The organism is Aminobacter aganoensis, from assembly GCF_014206975.1.
Lineage (GTDB): Bacteria > Pseudomonadota > Alphaproteobacteria > Rhizobiales > Rhizobiaceae > Aminobacter > Aminobacter aganoensis.
On the sequence record NZ_JACHOU010000004.1, the window covers coordinates 1 to 13,370 of the forward strand.

Annotated in this window: 13 protein-coding genes; 6 read left to right on the forward strand and 7 right to left on the reverse strand. The window is 62.4% G+C overall.

What is annotated here, in order from left to right; genetic code table 11:
• Positions 1 to 200 precede the first annotated feature (200 nt).
• Complete coding sequence (locus GGR00_RS10770; protein ID WP_055971730.1) at positions 201 to 1,394, reverse strand: hypothetical protein; 1,194 nt, start codon at positions 1,392 to 1,394, stop codon at positions 201 to 203.
• A 270-nt stretch (positions 1,395 to 1,664) separates the two neighbouring features.
• Here GGR00_RS10770 and parC point away from each other — a divergent pair, with 270 nt between their 5' ends.
• Together parC and GGR00_RS10780 are read left to right on the forward strand one after the other, a co-directional pair.
• Positions 1,665 to 3,971, forward strand: coding sequence for a DNA topoisomerase IV subunit A (parC, locus tag GGR00_RS10775; RefSeq protein WP_055971518.1), 2,307 nt, complete (start codon positions 1,665 to 1,667; stop codon positions 3,969 to 3,971).
• A 196-nt stretch (positions 3,972 to 4,167) separates the two neighbouring features.
• Positions 4,168 to 5,325, forward strand: coding sequence for an AI-2E family transporter (locus tag GGR00_RS10780; RefSeq protein WP_244487765.1), 1,158 nt, complete (start codon positions 4,168 to 4,170; stop codon positions 5,323 to 5,325).
• 7 nt (positions 5,326 to 5,332) lie between these two features.
• Here the strand turns inward: GGR00_RS10780 and GGR00_RS10785 are convergent, their stop codons facing one another.
• The 6 genes from GGR00_RS10785 to hemB all read right to left on the reverse strand — a co-directional run bounded on the left by GGR00_RS10785 (position 5,333) and on the right by hemB (position 9,451).
• Entirely contained in the window at positions 5,333 to 6,232 is a 900-nt protein-coding gene (locus GGR00_RS10785; RefSeq protein ID WP_377865043.1) for a DMT family transporter, read from the reverse strand.
• A 52-nt stretch (positions 6,233 to 6,284) separates the two neighbouring features.
• A complete protein-coding gene (locus GGR00_RS10790) occupies positions 6,285 to 7,040 on the reverse strand; it encodes an arginyltransferase (RefSeq protein ID WP_055971512.1) in 756 nt (251 codons plus the stop codon).
• Positions 7,041 to 7,180: 140 nt separating this feature from the next.
• Positions 7,181 to 7,651: an RDD family protein gene (locus GGR00_RS10795; RefSeq protein WP_055971510.1), complete on the reverse strand. Its 471-nt coding sequence runs from the start codon at positions 7,649 to 7,651 to the stop codon at positions 7,181 to 7,183.
• Positions 7,652 to 7,716: 65 nt separating this feature from the next.
• Positions 7,717 to 8,073 (reverse strand): HepT-like ribonuclease domain-containing protein, encoded by a 357-nt coding sequence (locus GGR00_RS10800; protein ID WP_055971507.1) that lies wholly within the window; start codon positions 8,071 to 8,073, stop codon positions 7,717 to 7,719.
• A complete protein-coding gene (locus tag GGR00_RS10805; RefSeq protein WP_055971504.1) occupies positions 8,073 to 8,369 on the reverse strand; it encodes a nucleotidyltransferase family protein in 297 nt (98 codons plus the stop codon). The genes GGR00_RS10800 and GGR00_RS10805 overlap by 1 nt, the downstream gene beginning before the upstream one ends.
• 50 nt (positions 8,370 to 8,419) lie before the next feature.
• Positions 8,420 to 9,451 carry a porphobilinogen synthase gene (gene hemB, locus GGR00_RS10810; protein WP_055971501.1) on the reverse strand — a complete coding sequence of 344 codons (1,032 nt, stop codon included), beginning with the start codon at positions 9,449 to 9,451 and terminating at the stop codon, positions 8,420 to 8,422.
• A gap of 142 nt (positions 9,452 to 9,593) precedes the next feature.
• Between hemB and GGR00_RS10815 the strand changes: the two genes are divergently transcribed.
• From GGR00_RS10815 to GGR00_RS10830, 4 genes are all read left to right on the forward strand, one after another.
• The gene (locus GGR00_RS10815; RefSeq protein WP_055971718.1) at positions 9,594 to 10,631 is read left to right on the forward strand and encodes an enoyl-CoA hydratase/isomerase family protein; all 1,038 of its coding nucleotides are present in this window, start codon (positions 9,594 to 9,596) and stop codon (positions 10,629 to 10,631) included.
• 26 nt (positions 10,632 to 10,657) lie between these two features.
• On the forward strand, positions 10,658 to 11,050 hold the full coding sequence (locus GGR00_RS10820) for a DUF6163 family protein (protein WP_156381126.1): 393 nt from the start codon (positions 10,658 to 10,660) through the stop codon (positions 11,048 to 11,050).
• Positions 11,051 to 11,265: 215 nt separating this feature from the next.
• On the forward strand, positions 11,266 to 11,781 hold the full coding sequence (gene ldtR, locus GGR00_RS10825) for a transcriptional regulator LdtR (RefSeq protein WP_055971496.1): 516 nt from the start codon (positions 11,266 to 11,268) through the stop codon (positions 11,779 to 11,781).
• A 330-nt stretch (positions 11,782 to 12,111) separates the two neighbouring features.
• Positions 12,112 to 13,365, forward strand: coding sequence for a L,D-transpeptidase family protein (locus GGR00_RS10830; RefSeq protein WP_055971717.1), 1,254 nt, complete (start codon positions 12,112 to 12,114; stop codon positions 13,363 to 13,365).
• Positions 13,366 to 13,370: the final 5 nt, after the last annotated feature.

Sequence of the window (13,370 nt, forward strand, 5' to 3'; positions counted from 1 at the left end):
AGCGGCTTGCCCATAGCGGTTCTCCTTCGAACCACAATGAATCATCCCCAAACCAAAATGGGAATCCTGAATCACGTCAAACGCAACACGCTCTAGCAAATCCGCGCAAGCGACTCTTTTGACTCAAAAAAATCTGGCGACTCAACAAGAAAAGCCCGGCATCGCTGCCGGGCTTTTTTGTTTCAATATAGCAATCAGGATCAATCCTGATTGGCCGTGACCGTCAGGCCGAGCGTCTTGGGCAGGTCCTTGGGGTTGGACATGCCGCTGGCTGCCAGCAGAGCGAACGGAACCGGCGAGGCGGGCTTGGCTGCGATCTCGATCGACTTGGGGTCGTCGAGATAGGCGGTGACGGCTGCCGTCACCTGCGTTGCCAGTTCCGGATTGTTGAGCTCCATCAGCAGGAACGGCACGATTGCCTTGGCCTGGTTGGCGATGTCCTTGGCCGACATGCCCTGCTGCTTGCCGACATATTCGAGAACCTTGTTGGTCACCGAATCGTCGTCGAAGCGAACGGTCGCGCCGTTGAAAGTGAGTTGCTGCATCAGGCCGAGCATGGCGAGGCCCTGGGCCGAGTTGTCCGTGCCTTCTGGCTGGTCGGCCATCTTCTTCTGCAGGTCCTGGACCGACTTGAGGAAATCGACGGTGTAGCCGCCGAGGTCGAAGGTCATGCCCAGCGTGCCGGCGTCGTCGACGGTGATGTCGTAGCTCGACAGCGCCATGCGGCCGTCCGTCGGCTGCCAGGTGCCTTCCAGTTGGAAGTCGCCGCTGATGTTCTGGTAGCCGAGCGCGTCGATCGCAGCCTTCGACTGCGGATCTTCGACGAGGCTGAGGTCGGCGGTGAACTTCTCGGCCGAACCGGTGAATTCCATGGCGTTTCCATCGGCCGGAGGGGTCACTTCCGCCTGGAAATTGGTCATCTGGAAGGCCTGCTTGTCGCCGATCTTGACGCTGACGTTGTCGAGATTGGCGGTCTCGTACATCAGGAACGACGCCAGCGGATCGGTCGAGCCTTCGGCCGGCAGCGACACGTTGCCGATGGTCAGCGGGCTGACATCGACCTTGGTGGTGCCTTCGGTCAGGCTGTAGGCCTCGGTGCTGACGGTTTCGATCTTGTAGCCGCCATTTTCCTCGGTGATGCCGCCAAGCGTGACCTTGCCGACGGAAACCGGCTTGTCTTCGCCAGCCATCGCGATGCTAGCCCCTTCAAGTACGGTTTCGGAGGCGTCGCCCGAAACGCTGGTCCAGCTCAGCGCCAGGTTCTGGCCTGCGAGGACGGCCTTGAGCCGTTCGGCAACCGCGGTCGCGTCCTGGGCCAGTGCTGCATTGAGCGGAAGCGTGAAGAGAAAGGTCGATAGGGCGAGCTTGCTGAATGCAGAGCGGTATTGCGTCATCATGGTTCCCTGAGACTGTGAGGAATCGTTCACGCCATCTCCTGTCCGTCACGAACTGGACTGGATCAAGGCATTCGCGCCACATTGGCCGCAATTCGGCGCAAAAGGCAATCGCTGCAATGCAACACGCGCAAAAATGGTGAACGGCAGGCTGGTCGCGCGATTGCTACTTTAGCGAGCGCAAAAATTGATCGCATCCGGGCACCGGGTCGGCCTTGCATTTGCCGATAAGGCTTGTCGCGAATCACCCGTTCCGCTAGTCCAAACCCCATGGGAAAAGGGCTTTTGCCGCCTGGAAACGATGGCGGCGACAACATTGAACCGGTCGACCTGAAGAAGGCGCTCGAGGAGCGCTATCTGGCCTATGCGCTGTCGACCATCATGCACCGGGCCTTGCCGGACGTGCGCGACGGACTGAAGCCGGTCCATCGCCGCATCATGCACGCCATGCGGCTGCTGCGGCTCAACCCCGATCAGGGTTTCGCCAAATGCGCACGCATCGTCGGCGAGGTGATGGGCAAGTTCCACCCGCATGGCGACCAGTCGATCTACGACGCGCTGGTGCGTCTGGCGCAGGATTTCTCCGTCCGCTACCCGCTCGTCGACGGCCAGGGCAATTTCGGTAACATCGACGGCGATAGTGCCGCCGCCATGCGCTACACAGAAGCGCGCATGACCGAGGTCTCGGTCTCCTTGCTCGAGGGCATCACCGAAGACGCCGTCGATTATCGCCCGACCTACAACGAGGAAGACGAGGAACCTGTCGTCCTGCCGGGCGCGTTCCCCAATCTGCTCGCCAACGGCTCGTCCGGCATCGCCGTCGGCATGGCGACCTCGATCCCGCCGCACAATGCCGCGGAGCTGTGCAGCGCAGCCCTTCATCTCATCGACAATCCCGACGCTGCGGTCACCGACCTGATGACGTCGCCGGGCGAATGGGACCGCATCAAGGACGACCCCGAGTTGCGCCTCGGCTGCAAGGTGCGCGGCCCCGATTTCCCGACCGGCGGCAGCATCGACGATGACTGGGCTTCCATCGTCAATGCCTATGAAACCGGGCGCGGCGGCTTCCGCGTGCGTGCGATTTGGCAGCAGGAAGACCAGGGCCGTGGCACCTGGAACCTTGTCGTCACGCAGATTCCCTACGGCGTACAGAAGGCGCGCCTGATCGAAAAGATCGCCGAGCTGCTGATCGCCCGCAAGCTGCCGCTGCTCGAAGACATCCGCGACGAAAGCGCCGAAGACATTCGCGTCGTCCTGGTTCCCAAGAGCCGGACCGTCGACCCGGGCCTGTTGATGGAATCGCTGTTCAAGCTCACCGAGCTCGAGAGCCGCTTCCCGCTCAACATGAACGTGCTGTCGCGCGGCAAGGTGCCGAACGTGCTGTCGCTGCGGAGCGTGCTGCGCGAATGGCTGGATCATCGCCGCGAGGTGTTGGTGCGCCGCTCGAAATTCCGCCTGGGCGAAATCGAGAAGCGCCTCGAAATCCTTGGCGGCTACCTCATCGCCTACCTCAACATCGATGAGGTGATCCGCATCATCCGCGAGGAGGATGAGCCCAAGCGGGTGATGATGGCGCGTTGGGACCTGACCGACAATCAGGCCGAAGCCATCCTCAACATGCGCCTGCGGGCCCTGCGCAAGCTCGAGGAATTCGAGATCCGCAAGGAGTTCGACGCCCTCAGCACCGAGAAGAAGCAGATCGAAGCGCTGCTCGCCTCCGATGCCAAGCAGTGGGCGACGATCAAGTGGGAAGTCAGCGAGGTCCGCAAGCACTACGGCCCCGAAACCGAGCTAGGCCGTCGCCGCACAGTCTTTGCCGAAGCCCCTGACCACGACCTCACCGACATCGCCCACGCGATGATCGAGAAGGAGCCGGTCACGGTGGTCGTCTCCGAGAAGGGCTGGCTGCGGGCGATGAAGGGGCATCTCGCCGATTTCGGGCAGCTCACCTTCAAGGAAGGCGACAGCCTCAAGCTCGCTCTCCATGCCCAGACGACCGACAAGATCCTGGTCTTCACCACTGGCGGCAAGTTCTACACCATCGGCGCCGATCGCCTGCCGGGCGGCCGTGGCCACGGCGAGCCCATCCGCATCATCGTCGACATGGACAATGACCAGGACATCGTCACCGCCTTCGTCCACGACCCCAGGCGCAAGCTGCTGCTGGTCTCGCATGAGGGCAACGGCTTCACCGTTCCCGAGGAAGAGGTCGTCGCCAACACCCGCAAGGGCAAGCAGGTGATGAACGTCAAGGCGCCGGATGAAGCCAAGCGCTGCATCCCGCTCCAGGGCGATCACCTCGCCATTGTCGGCGACAACCGCAAGATGCTGGTGTTCCCGCTTGAGCAGATCCCCGAGATGACGCGCGGCAAGGGCGTCAGGCTGCAGAAATACAAGGACGGCGGCGTGCTCGACGTGAAGACCTTCACCATGGAGAGCGGCTTGAGCTGGCTGGATTCTGCGGACCGAACCTTCACCCGGTCACGGGAAGAACTGGTCGAATGGATCGGCACGCGCGCCACCGCCGGACGCATGGTGCCGAAAGGCTTCCCGCGCACCGGCCGCTTCGGCTAGCGTTGAAATGCGGCAGCGCGGCAAAGTTTTCGTGCGCCGCATCGCATTAGCCTCTATGATCTTCCCATCGGCGGCGTGAAGCGCCGCCGGGTGTCCAATCGGGTCCATGCCAGGGCCGAGGAGATCAAGGCCCTTGAACGTGACTGACCCCCGCAAACCGGAGCGAGAGCCGAGGCTGTTCGGCCCGTCCCAGCCGATGCGCGCGGCACTGGTGCCGCCCTTGTCGGCGGCGCGCTGGCTGCTGGTGCTGATCGTTGCCGCTGGCATCTACTTCTTCCACGGCTTCCTGGTTCCGGTCCTGGCCGCGCTTGTGATCGCCTTCGCCAGCTGGCCGCTCTACCGGCGCCTGCTGGTGGCGGTCGATGGCAACAGGACCGTCGGCGCAACTCTGGCGCTGCTGTTCATCGTCGCTTTCCTCGTCGTGCCGATCTCGTTTGCCGCGACCTATGCGGTCAACGAGATACGGGAATGGTTCGGCTGGGCGCTGGACACCAATCGCCATGGCGCGCCGACACCGGTATGGATCGCCAACCTGCCGATCGCCGGCGAATGGCTGAACGAGCAGTGGACGCGACATATCGGCCATCCCGGTTCGATCGGCGAATTGATCCAGCTGGTCAGCGGCGCCAACATCGGCAGCATCTACCGCGGCGTGCTTGCTGCCGGCGGCAGCGCCTTCGGCATCCTGCTGACGTTGCTGTTCATGCTGATCGCCCTGTTCTTCACCTATCGCGACGGCGAATCCTTCGTGGCGCAGCTCGACCGGCTCGGCGAGCGCATCCTGCCGATGCGCTGGGAACGCATCTCACGGGTGGTGCCCAAGACGATCAGCGCAACCGTCATGGGCATGACGTTGATCGCGATAGGCGAGGGCGTCGTTCTCGGCCTTGCCTATTGGGTCGCGGGCGTGCCGTCGCCGGTAACGCTTGGCGTCATCACCGGTTTCATGGCGCTCATTCCCGGCGGTGCGCCCCTGTCGTTCACGCTGGTCTCGATCTACCTGGTCGCCAGCGGCTCGCCGGTCGCCGGCGTCGCGCTGTTTTCCTGGGGATCGATCGAGCTCTTCATCGTCGACAAGACGCTGCGGCCAAGGCTGGTCGGAGGACCGATCAAGCTGCCCTTCCTGCCGACTTTTTTCGGCCTCATCGGCGGCGTCAAGACGATGGGCCTGCTCGGCCTGTTCATCGGCCCGGTGTTGATGGCCCTGCTGGTCGCGATCTGGCGCGAATGGATCCGCGAGATCGAGCTCACGGACGAGGCTGCAGCGATTGCGGCCACCCCGGAAGGGCCACCGCGCACCATCGAAGCTGTCGGGGAGACCTTGCCGCCGGCCAAGCGAAGCCAGGCAGGCTAGGCGTGGTCTAAGCGGCCTGTTGTACGGCCGCGCTTGCCTTGCGTTTGCGGCTTTCCGAGAGCTGCCAGGCCGAATGCGCAACGAGCGTGGCGATCAGGATCGCGCCCCCGATCAGGCTGTTGCGTGTCGGCACCTCGGCGAAGATTATCCAGACCCAGATCGGCGCAAGCACCGTCTCGAGCAGGTAGAACATCGCCACTTCCGGGCCGGACAGGTATTTCGGGCCGTTGGCGAGGCAGAAAAACGAGATCGGCATGATCACCGCGCCGTTGAAGATGATCCACCATGGCGCCTCGACCCGGAAACCCGTCTTGGAGACCATGTAGGCCGCCAGCACGCCCGGGATCAGGACGCCGACAAGCGCTGTGAAGCCCATGTCCTTGCCGCTGGAACGCGAAATGGTGATGGCTGAGGCGATGCAGAAGGCGGAAGACACCGCCATCAGGTCTCCGAACAGGTGGCCGGTGCCGATGGAGCTTCCGACGATGATGAGGACGCCGCCGACCATCGCCAGCATCGCAAGCATGGTCACCGGCCGCGGCCGCTCCCTGAGGAAAATCCACGACAGGACGGCCGCAAACACGGTGTTGAAGGCCAGGATGAATACCAGGTTGGCCGTCGAGGTGTTGTAGACGGCGGTGATGAAGGCGATGGATCCGAGGCCATAGAGGCCGGCGACCACAAGCCCGGCCCGGCCGGGGATGAGCTGCGGCGCGTTGCGGCTGAACGAGCGCCAGACCAGCCAGATGACGATCGCGGCCAGGAACGTCGTTCCGCTGCGCATCAGCAGGATCGACCAGTGATTGCCGTCGGCGAGCTTGATCAGCGGAATGTCGACGGTCAGCGCCATGCCGCCGATTGCGGTCAGCAGCAGGCCCTTGGAATGATTGGAATGAGTGCTTGCCACGATTTTCCCTGCCAGATGGTCGACGGCAGCGTGGAAAACGGGCCGGACGTGCTCAGATGTCGCCCTCGAAGCGTTCCCAGCCCTTCATGCCGAGATGCTCCTGGGGAGTGAAGCGCACCTTATAGTTCATCTTGCGCGAACCGTTGACCCAGTAGCCAAGATAGACGTGGGGCAGGCCCATGGCGCGCGCCCGGGCAATATGGTCGAGGATCATGAAGGTGCCAAGCGACCGTTCGTCCATTTCGGGATTGTAGTAGGAATAGACCATCGACAGGCCGTCGGCCATCTGGTCGGTCAGCGCCACTGCCATCAGTTCGCCCTGGCCCTGGCCGGTAATGAAGGTATCGGGGCCGCGGCGACGATATTCGATCACCTTGGTGTCGACATGGGTGTCCTCGACCATCATCGCATAGTCCAGAACGGTCATGTCGGACATGCCGCCCCTGCGGTGGCGTGCGTCGAGATAAGTGCGGAACAGCGAATATTGCTCGGTCGAGGGCTCTGCGTCATGCATGGCGCCGACGACGTCGGAATTGCGCTCGATCACGCGGCGCATGTTGCGCGTTGCCTTGAATTCCTGGGCCAGGATCCGGACGGAGACGCACGCCCTGCAGGTTTCGCAGGCGGGCCGATAGGCGATGTTCTGCGAACGCCGGAAGCCGCCCTGTGTCAGCAGGTCGTTCATTTCCGGGGCCTTGTCGCCGACCAGATGGGTGAAGACCTTCCGCTCGAATTGCCCTTCAAGATAGGGGCATGGGGAAGGCGCCGTCAGGAAGAATTGCGGGGAATGGGTAGGATGCTGCGTCATCGAGCGTCAGGAAGACTCCCAATCAATGTTCCCTAGCTTGGCGCTACGCGCGAAAAATTCAACATGAATGTGAAGGTAAGTGGACTCTTTGCCTTCACATTTTGGCGTAAATGTCCGTTTTGACTCGGCGAATGGCAATTTTAGCTGTCGCTGCGGCTCACCACGGTGCCAAGCAGCAGGTCGTGCAGCGTGCGCTTGCGGTCGGAAAACAGCGAGACCAGCAGGACGAGCGGCGTCAAAACCACATTGCCGGCCCAGAAAAGCACCGAATGGACGATGGCCAGGAGGCCGTCCACCGGCCTGCCGTCGAGGCGGTCGAGCCGGATGCCCATGATGCGCATGCCAGTGGTCGCCTGGTTGGGACCGCCGAGCGTCGACCAGACATAAGCGATCGCCACCAGCGGAAACAGGATTCCGAACAGCGCCCAGCCCAGGCCCAGCGTGAGGATGCCGAGGAAGAAGATGACGATGGCAAACGGGATCATCAAAAGGCCGACGATCAGATAGTCGATGCAGAAGGCCAGGATCCGCCGCGTCCGCACACCGTCATAGGCGCGCGAGTCCTCGAGCCTGCTGGTGATGATTTCGCCGTCCAGAACGCGTGCGGTCATGATATCCTCGAGAGGCGGGCAAGATTGCCCGCGCGCCTTTCCAAATGGGGAATCGCTAGGCGAATTCAAGATTCGTTGGTTCCGAGATCGGCCAGGAGCCGCTGGACGGCGCTGCGCAGGCCGGGCAGGTGATCGGTAACCACCGCCCAGACGATCGGGTCCGCAATCTTGTGATACTCATGTCTGAGGACGTTTCCGATCCCGCGAACCTGCTTCCACGGTACGTCGGGCGCGCGTTCGAGAAGTTCGTCGGGCAAATGCCGTGCGGCTTCCGAGATGATTTCGATGCCGCGTTGGACGCCGTGTTTCAGCAGCCAGTTGTCCTGGAAGTCCTGAAGCGTCTTGTCGGCGGTTGCCGCCTTGATACCATCCAGTGCATCGAGAATTTCAGCGAGGATGGGGCCGATCTTGCGCTGGCCCATCAGAACACGCGAATGGCGGAGCGTTCGATGTCGTCTTTCAGTTGCGGGTGCAGGCTGTCGCGCGTGGTCACGTCCACTTCGACGGCCATGGACTCCTCCAGCAACTGCTTGATCCCGACCAGATTGATCAGCGAGAAGCGATGACCCGGCGCGTAGTCGATGAAGAGGTCAAGGTCGCTGCCAGACGACTGCTCGTCCCGGGCGGTCGAACCAAACAGGTATAGCGACGTGGCGCCCATGCTGCGAAGTGCATCAGCGTTCTGTTGAAGTTTCCTGACCGCGTCGGACCTGTTCATGGAGGCAAGATATAGGAAATTCAGCGCCTGTTGTAGCCGAGACGTCCGCCTCAGCCCTTCAGCATCTCCGCCACCTCGGGAGCGAAATAGGTCAGGATGCCGTCGCAGCCGGCGCGCTTGAAGGCGAGCAGGCTTTCCAGCATCGCCTTTTCGCCATCGATCCAGCCATTGGCGCCCGCCGCCTTGATCATCGAATATTCGCCCGACACCTGGTAGGCGAAGGTCGGCATGCGGAATTCGTCCTTCAGCCGGCGGATGATGTCGAGATAGGGCAGGCCGGGCTTGACCATCAGCATGTCCGCACCCTCGGCCAGGTCCTGCTCGGCCTCGCGCACGGCTTCATCGGAATTCGCGTGATCGATGTAGTAGGTCTTCTTGTCGCCCTTGAGCAGGCCCTGCGTGCCGATCGCCTCGCGATAGGGGCCGTAGAAGGCGGAGGCGAACTTTGTCGCGTAGGACATGATCGCCACGTCCTGGAAGCCGTTGTCGTCGAGAGCGTCGCGGATGGCGCCGATGCGGCCGTCCATCATGTCGGAGGGTGCGATGATGTCGGAGCCCGCAGCCGCCTGCAGCACCGCAGCCGCAGCCACCTGGGCGACCGTCTCGTCGTTGACGATGACGCCCTCGCGCAGGATGCCGTCATGGCCGTGGCTGGTGAAGGGATCGAGCGCCACGTCGGTGATGATGCCGATTTCCGGCACCGCGGCCTTGATGGCACGGGTGGTGCGGTTGATCAGATTGTCGGGTTCGAGGATGTGCGCGCCAGTCTGGTCGCGCAGCCCGATGTCGACGTTGGGGAAGGTGGCAATGGCCGGGATGCCGAGCTTGGCCGCGCGCTCCGCTTCCTTGACCGCGAGATCGACCGACAGGCGGAACACGCCGGGCATCGCCGGAATGGTCTCGCGCCGGTTTTCGCCGTCGATGATGAAGATCGGCCAGATCAGGTCGTCCACCGTCAGCCTGTTTTCCTGCACCAGGCGGCGCGACCAGTCGGCCTTGCGCATGCGGCGCAGGCGTCGGCTGCCGGTGATCTCGTCGACGCTGCGTGCGCCGGCTGGCTTGGCTGGGGTGAACTTGTTCATCGCTCGTCTCCGGAATTGTGCAGTTTTTAGCATGCCGGTTTGCCCAAGACCAAGCCGCTCGATGAGGCCTGCGGCATTGACGCACCCCTGTACGGCACATTAGCTCTTCGAACCCGACCTTAACTGAGGGAATCTCTTGAACATCGATTTTGGCGGTGGCGATGAAATCCGTTTCGAGCGGACCGGCAGTGCCGGCATCGTTACCCTGACACGGCCGAAGGCCCTCAATGCGGTGACCCACAAGATGGTCGGCGCGCTGTCGCGCGCGCTCGATGCATGGCAGGTCGACCGTGACGTGGCACTTGTCGTCGTCAAGGCCGAGGGCAGGGCGTTCTCGGCAGGGGGCGATATCCTGCACATCTACGAGGCCGGCCGCGCCGGCAGCCCGCCTGTCGACTTCTTTGCCGACGAGTATCGGTTGAACGCCCAGATCGCGCGCTTTCCCAAGCCCTATGTGTCGCTGATCGACGGCATCGTCATGGGCGGCGGCGTCGGCATCTCGTTCCACGGCTCGCATCGGGTGCTCACCGAAAACGCCCAGTTCGCCATGCCCGAGGTCGGCATCGGCTTCTTTCCCGACGTCGGCGGCAGCCATCTGTTGCCCGATCTCGGTGGTTATTTCGGCATGTATCTGGCGCTGACCGGCAATCGAATTCGCTATGGCGATGCGCTTTGGTCGGGCCTTGCCACGCACACCATTGCCGCCGACGGGCAGGCCGGGCTGCTGGAGCGCCTGTGCGAGACGGGCGAGCCGGAGGCGGTTCTGCGCGGATTCTTCCACCCGGCCAAGCGTGAGACCGACCGGGAAACGCTTGAAGCCATAGCCGGGTATTTCTCCAGGCAGACGCTGGCCGAAATCATCGAGAGCCTTGTGGCGGACACCGGTGAGTTCGCGGCAAAGACGCTCGCCACCATTCAGTCTCGCTCTCCCACCAGCCTTGCCGTCACCTTCCGGCAGATACGGGCGGGGCTGACGATGTCGATGGACGACTGCATGCGCATGGAGTTCCGCATCCTGAACCGCATGCTGGCCGGTCGCGACTTCTATGAAGGCATCCGGGCCGTGATCGTCGACAAGGGATCGACACCCGTCTGGCAACCGGCGCGGTTGGCCGAGGTCGATCCGGCGGAAATCGACCGCTATTTCCAGACGCTCGGCGAAAGGGAGCTTGCCCTGTGACCGACAGTGCAGGGCGTCTTCACGAAATGCATCCTTCGGCCACGGAAAACGCCTTCGCCTGGTTCCTGCGCGTTGTTGCTGCCTACTGCCTGCTGTTCGGCATCCTCTATTGGGTTCGTCTGATCGGCGTTTATGACGGCCCGCTCTGGCGCTTCGACCTGATGCCGATCCATTGGCAGATCGCAGCCGTCACGCTTTCCGTCTTTTTTCCCTTCGCCGCCATCGGCCTGTGGATGCTTTCATCCTGGGGGCCGGTCATCTGGTTCATATGCGCGGCCACCGAGGTCGTCATGTATGCCGGCTTCCCCGATCTGTTCGGCTCGCGCCCGCTGATCGTGGCCTCCCACATCGCGGTGGCGCTGATTTACGCCGCTTTCCGCATTGTCTTGCATCTGAAGCGGCGCCGCGCGGCGCAGTAGCCAACGCTTTCAGCGCGTTGCCGGACGTTCCATAAAATACAAGGTTAATTATTCTTACTCGGAAGGGTTTTTGTTAACCCTCTTTCGAAACCAGTGGCTGGTAAGCCCTTGTTAAGCCTGACGTTTAAGTCGAATTTTATGGGTATTCGATAAGTTCGCGATCAAGGTGACATCAAACAAAAAAGTCACCAGGCGACAACAGAGAGGCAAAGACAATGATCAATTCGCGTCAGGTGGCCAAGCCCGCCATGGTTTCCGAGGACCGTAACGAAGCGATCCGTTCGCTTTACATGGAATCGCTGCAGCTTGTTGAAAGACTTCATCGTCGTCTTCTTGACGTCATCAAGGATGAGTTCGATCGCAACGGCCGCAGCGACATCAATGCGATCCAGGCTCTGCTGCTGTTCAACATCGGCAATGCGGAACTGACCGCCGGCGAATTGCGCTCCCGCGGCTACTATCTCGGTTCGAATGTCTCCTACAACCTCAAGAAGCTGGTCGAGCTCGGCTTCATCAACCATCAGCGCTCGCGCATCGACCGTCGCTCGGTCCGCGTCAGCCTGACGCCCAAGGGCCAGGACGTGGCCGAGGTCGTGGCCGGCCTCTATGACCGTCACGTTGGCTCGATCGAGCAGGTCGGCGGCATCAACACCGACGAGTTCAAGCAGATGAACCGCGCCCTGCAGCGCCTCGACCGCTTCTGGAACGACACCATCGCCTATCGCATGTAGGCCCAACGGCTCGCGCGGCGCCGCAAGTCCGCCCAAAAGGAAACGACCTCCAGTCGCAGGGCCGGTTGCAGAAATGCACCGGCTCTTCCTTTTTCGGGTCGCGGCGGCGCGATCAGGGGCGCCCCAGCCATGTTGCCGCCATATTCGGATGACTATCGAAAACCTGTGATGCGCCAGATCTGCCTGTCGGCCGTCAGCAACCCGTGCAATGAAGTCGCGTATTGCGCGCAGTGATGCCGGGTTATGGTTGGCTAATTGTTAAGTATGGTCGTCATATCGTCGCGGGAAATCTCCTGCCGGTTGAGTTGCGCGAATATGTCTGGGATGCCCATGAAAACTAGCCGCCGTTTCTTTCTCACCGGTGCCGGCGCGATCGCCATGGCAGCCATCTCGGGTGCAGCCAGCGCTCAGGACGTGATCGGCGAAGTGCTCGGTTCGTCGCGGCGCGGCAATTGGGACGATGAATTCGACGCGCGCGTCAGCCAGGGCGCCAAGGTCGCCAGCACGCTTCCCGTGTTCTCGCAGCAGACCGTGGCCTACACCCAGCAGGCCATCGGCCAGTACCAGAACATCGCAGCCCAAGGCGGTTGGCCGGTCGTTCCAGCCACCAAGAAGCTCAAGCTCGGCGTCGAGGATCCCGATGTCGAGATCCTGCGTAAGCGCCTGATGGTTTCCGGCGACCTGTCGTCGCGCGCCGGCCTTTCCAGCTCCTTCGACACCTATGTCGACGCCGCGCTGAAGCGCTTCCAGGCCCGCCATGGCCTGCCGGCCGACGGTGTCATGGGCCAGTACACCTACGCGGCGATGAACATCAGCGCCCAGGTTCGCCTTGGCCAGCTCGAGACCAATCTCGGCCGGCTGCAGGCGCAGGCCGGCACGCTGGGCCAGCGCTATGTCAACGTCAACATTCCGGCCGCTCAGGTCGAGGCTGTCGAGGACGACCGCGTCGTCCTGCGTCACACCGCCATCGTCGGCAAGGTCGATCGCCAGTCGCCGATCGTCAACTCGAAGATCAACGAGATCGTCGTCAACCCGTACTGGAATGCGCCGGTGTCGATCGTCCGCAAGGACATCATCCCGCTGATGCGCAAGAATCCCAATTACCTGACGGACAACAAGATCCGCCTCATTGCCCCCGATGGCAGCGAGGTCGATCCGATGACCGTCGACTGGTCGACCGAAGAGGCGGCCAAGTACCTGTTCCGCCAGGATCCGGGCGCCATCAACGCCATGGCGTCGGTGAAGATCAACTTCCCGAGCCCGGACGGCGTCTACATGCATGACACGCCGCAGCAGAGCCTGTTCAACAAGCTCATGCGTTTCGATTCCTCGGGCTGCGTCCGCGTCCAGAACGTCCGCGACCTCGTCACCTGGATCCTGCGCGACACGCCGGGCTGGAGCCGCCAGCATTTCGAGCAGACCATCAAGACGGGCGAAAATACCCCGGTTCCCGTCACCAACCCGGTGCCGGTCTACTTCACCTATGTCTCGGCCTGGTCGACCGGTGATGGCGTCGTTCAGTTCCGCGACGACATCTATGGCCGCGACGGGGTCGACGAGCTGCAGATCACCTCGGCGCTCTGATCCAG

Excerpts from the sequence above, each read along its gene's own strand:
- GGR00_RS10770 (WP_055971730.1), bottom strand. The coding sequence starts at position 1,394 with ATGACGCAATACCGCTCTGCATTCAGCAAGCTCGCCCTATCGACCTTT.
- parC (WP_055971518.1), top strand. The coding sequence starts at position 1,665 with ATGGGAAAAGGGCTTTTGCCGCCTGGAAACGATGGCGGCGACAACATT.
- GGR00_RS10780 (WP_244487765.1), top strand. The coding sequence starts at position 4,168 with ATGCGCGCGGCACTGGTGCCGCCCTTGTCGGCGGCGCGCTGGCTGCTG.
- GGR00_RS10790 (WP_055971512.1), bottom strand. The coding sequence starts at position 7,040 with ATGACGCAGCATCCTACCCATTCCCCGCAATTCTTCCTGACGGCGCCT.
- GGR00_RS10795 (WP_055971510.1), bottom strand. The coding sequence starts at position 7,651 with ATGACCGCACGCGTTCTGGACGGCGAAATCATCACCAGCAGGCTCGAG.
- GGR00_RS10800 (WP_055971507.1), bottom strand. The coding sequence starts at position 8,073 with ATGGGCCAGCGCAAGATCGGCCCCATCCTCGCTGAAATTCTCGATGCA.
- GGR00_RS10805 (WP_055971504.1), bottom strand. The coding sequence starts at position 8,369 with ATGAACAGGTCCGACGCGGTCAGGAAACTTCAACAGAACGCTGATGCA.
- hemB (WP_055971501.1), bottom strand. The coding sequence starts at position 9,451 with ATGAACAAGTTCACCCCAGCCAAGCCAGCCGGCGCACGCAGCGTCGAC.
- GGR00_RS10820 (WP_156381126.1), top strand. The coding sequence starts at position 10,658 with ATGCATCCTTCGGCCACGGAAAACGCCTTCGCCTGGTTCCTGCGCGTT.
- ldtR (WP_055971496.1), top strand. The coding sequence starts at position 11,266 with ATGATCAATTCGCGTCAGGTGGCCAAGCCCGCCATGGTTTCCGAGGAC.
- GGR00_RS10830 (WP_055971717.1), top strand. The coding sequence starts at position 12,112 with ATGAAAACTAGCCGCCGTTTCTTTCTCACCGGTGCCGGCGCGATCGCC.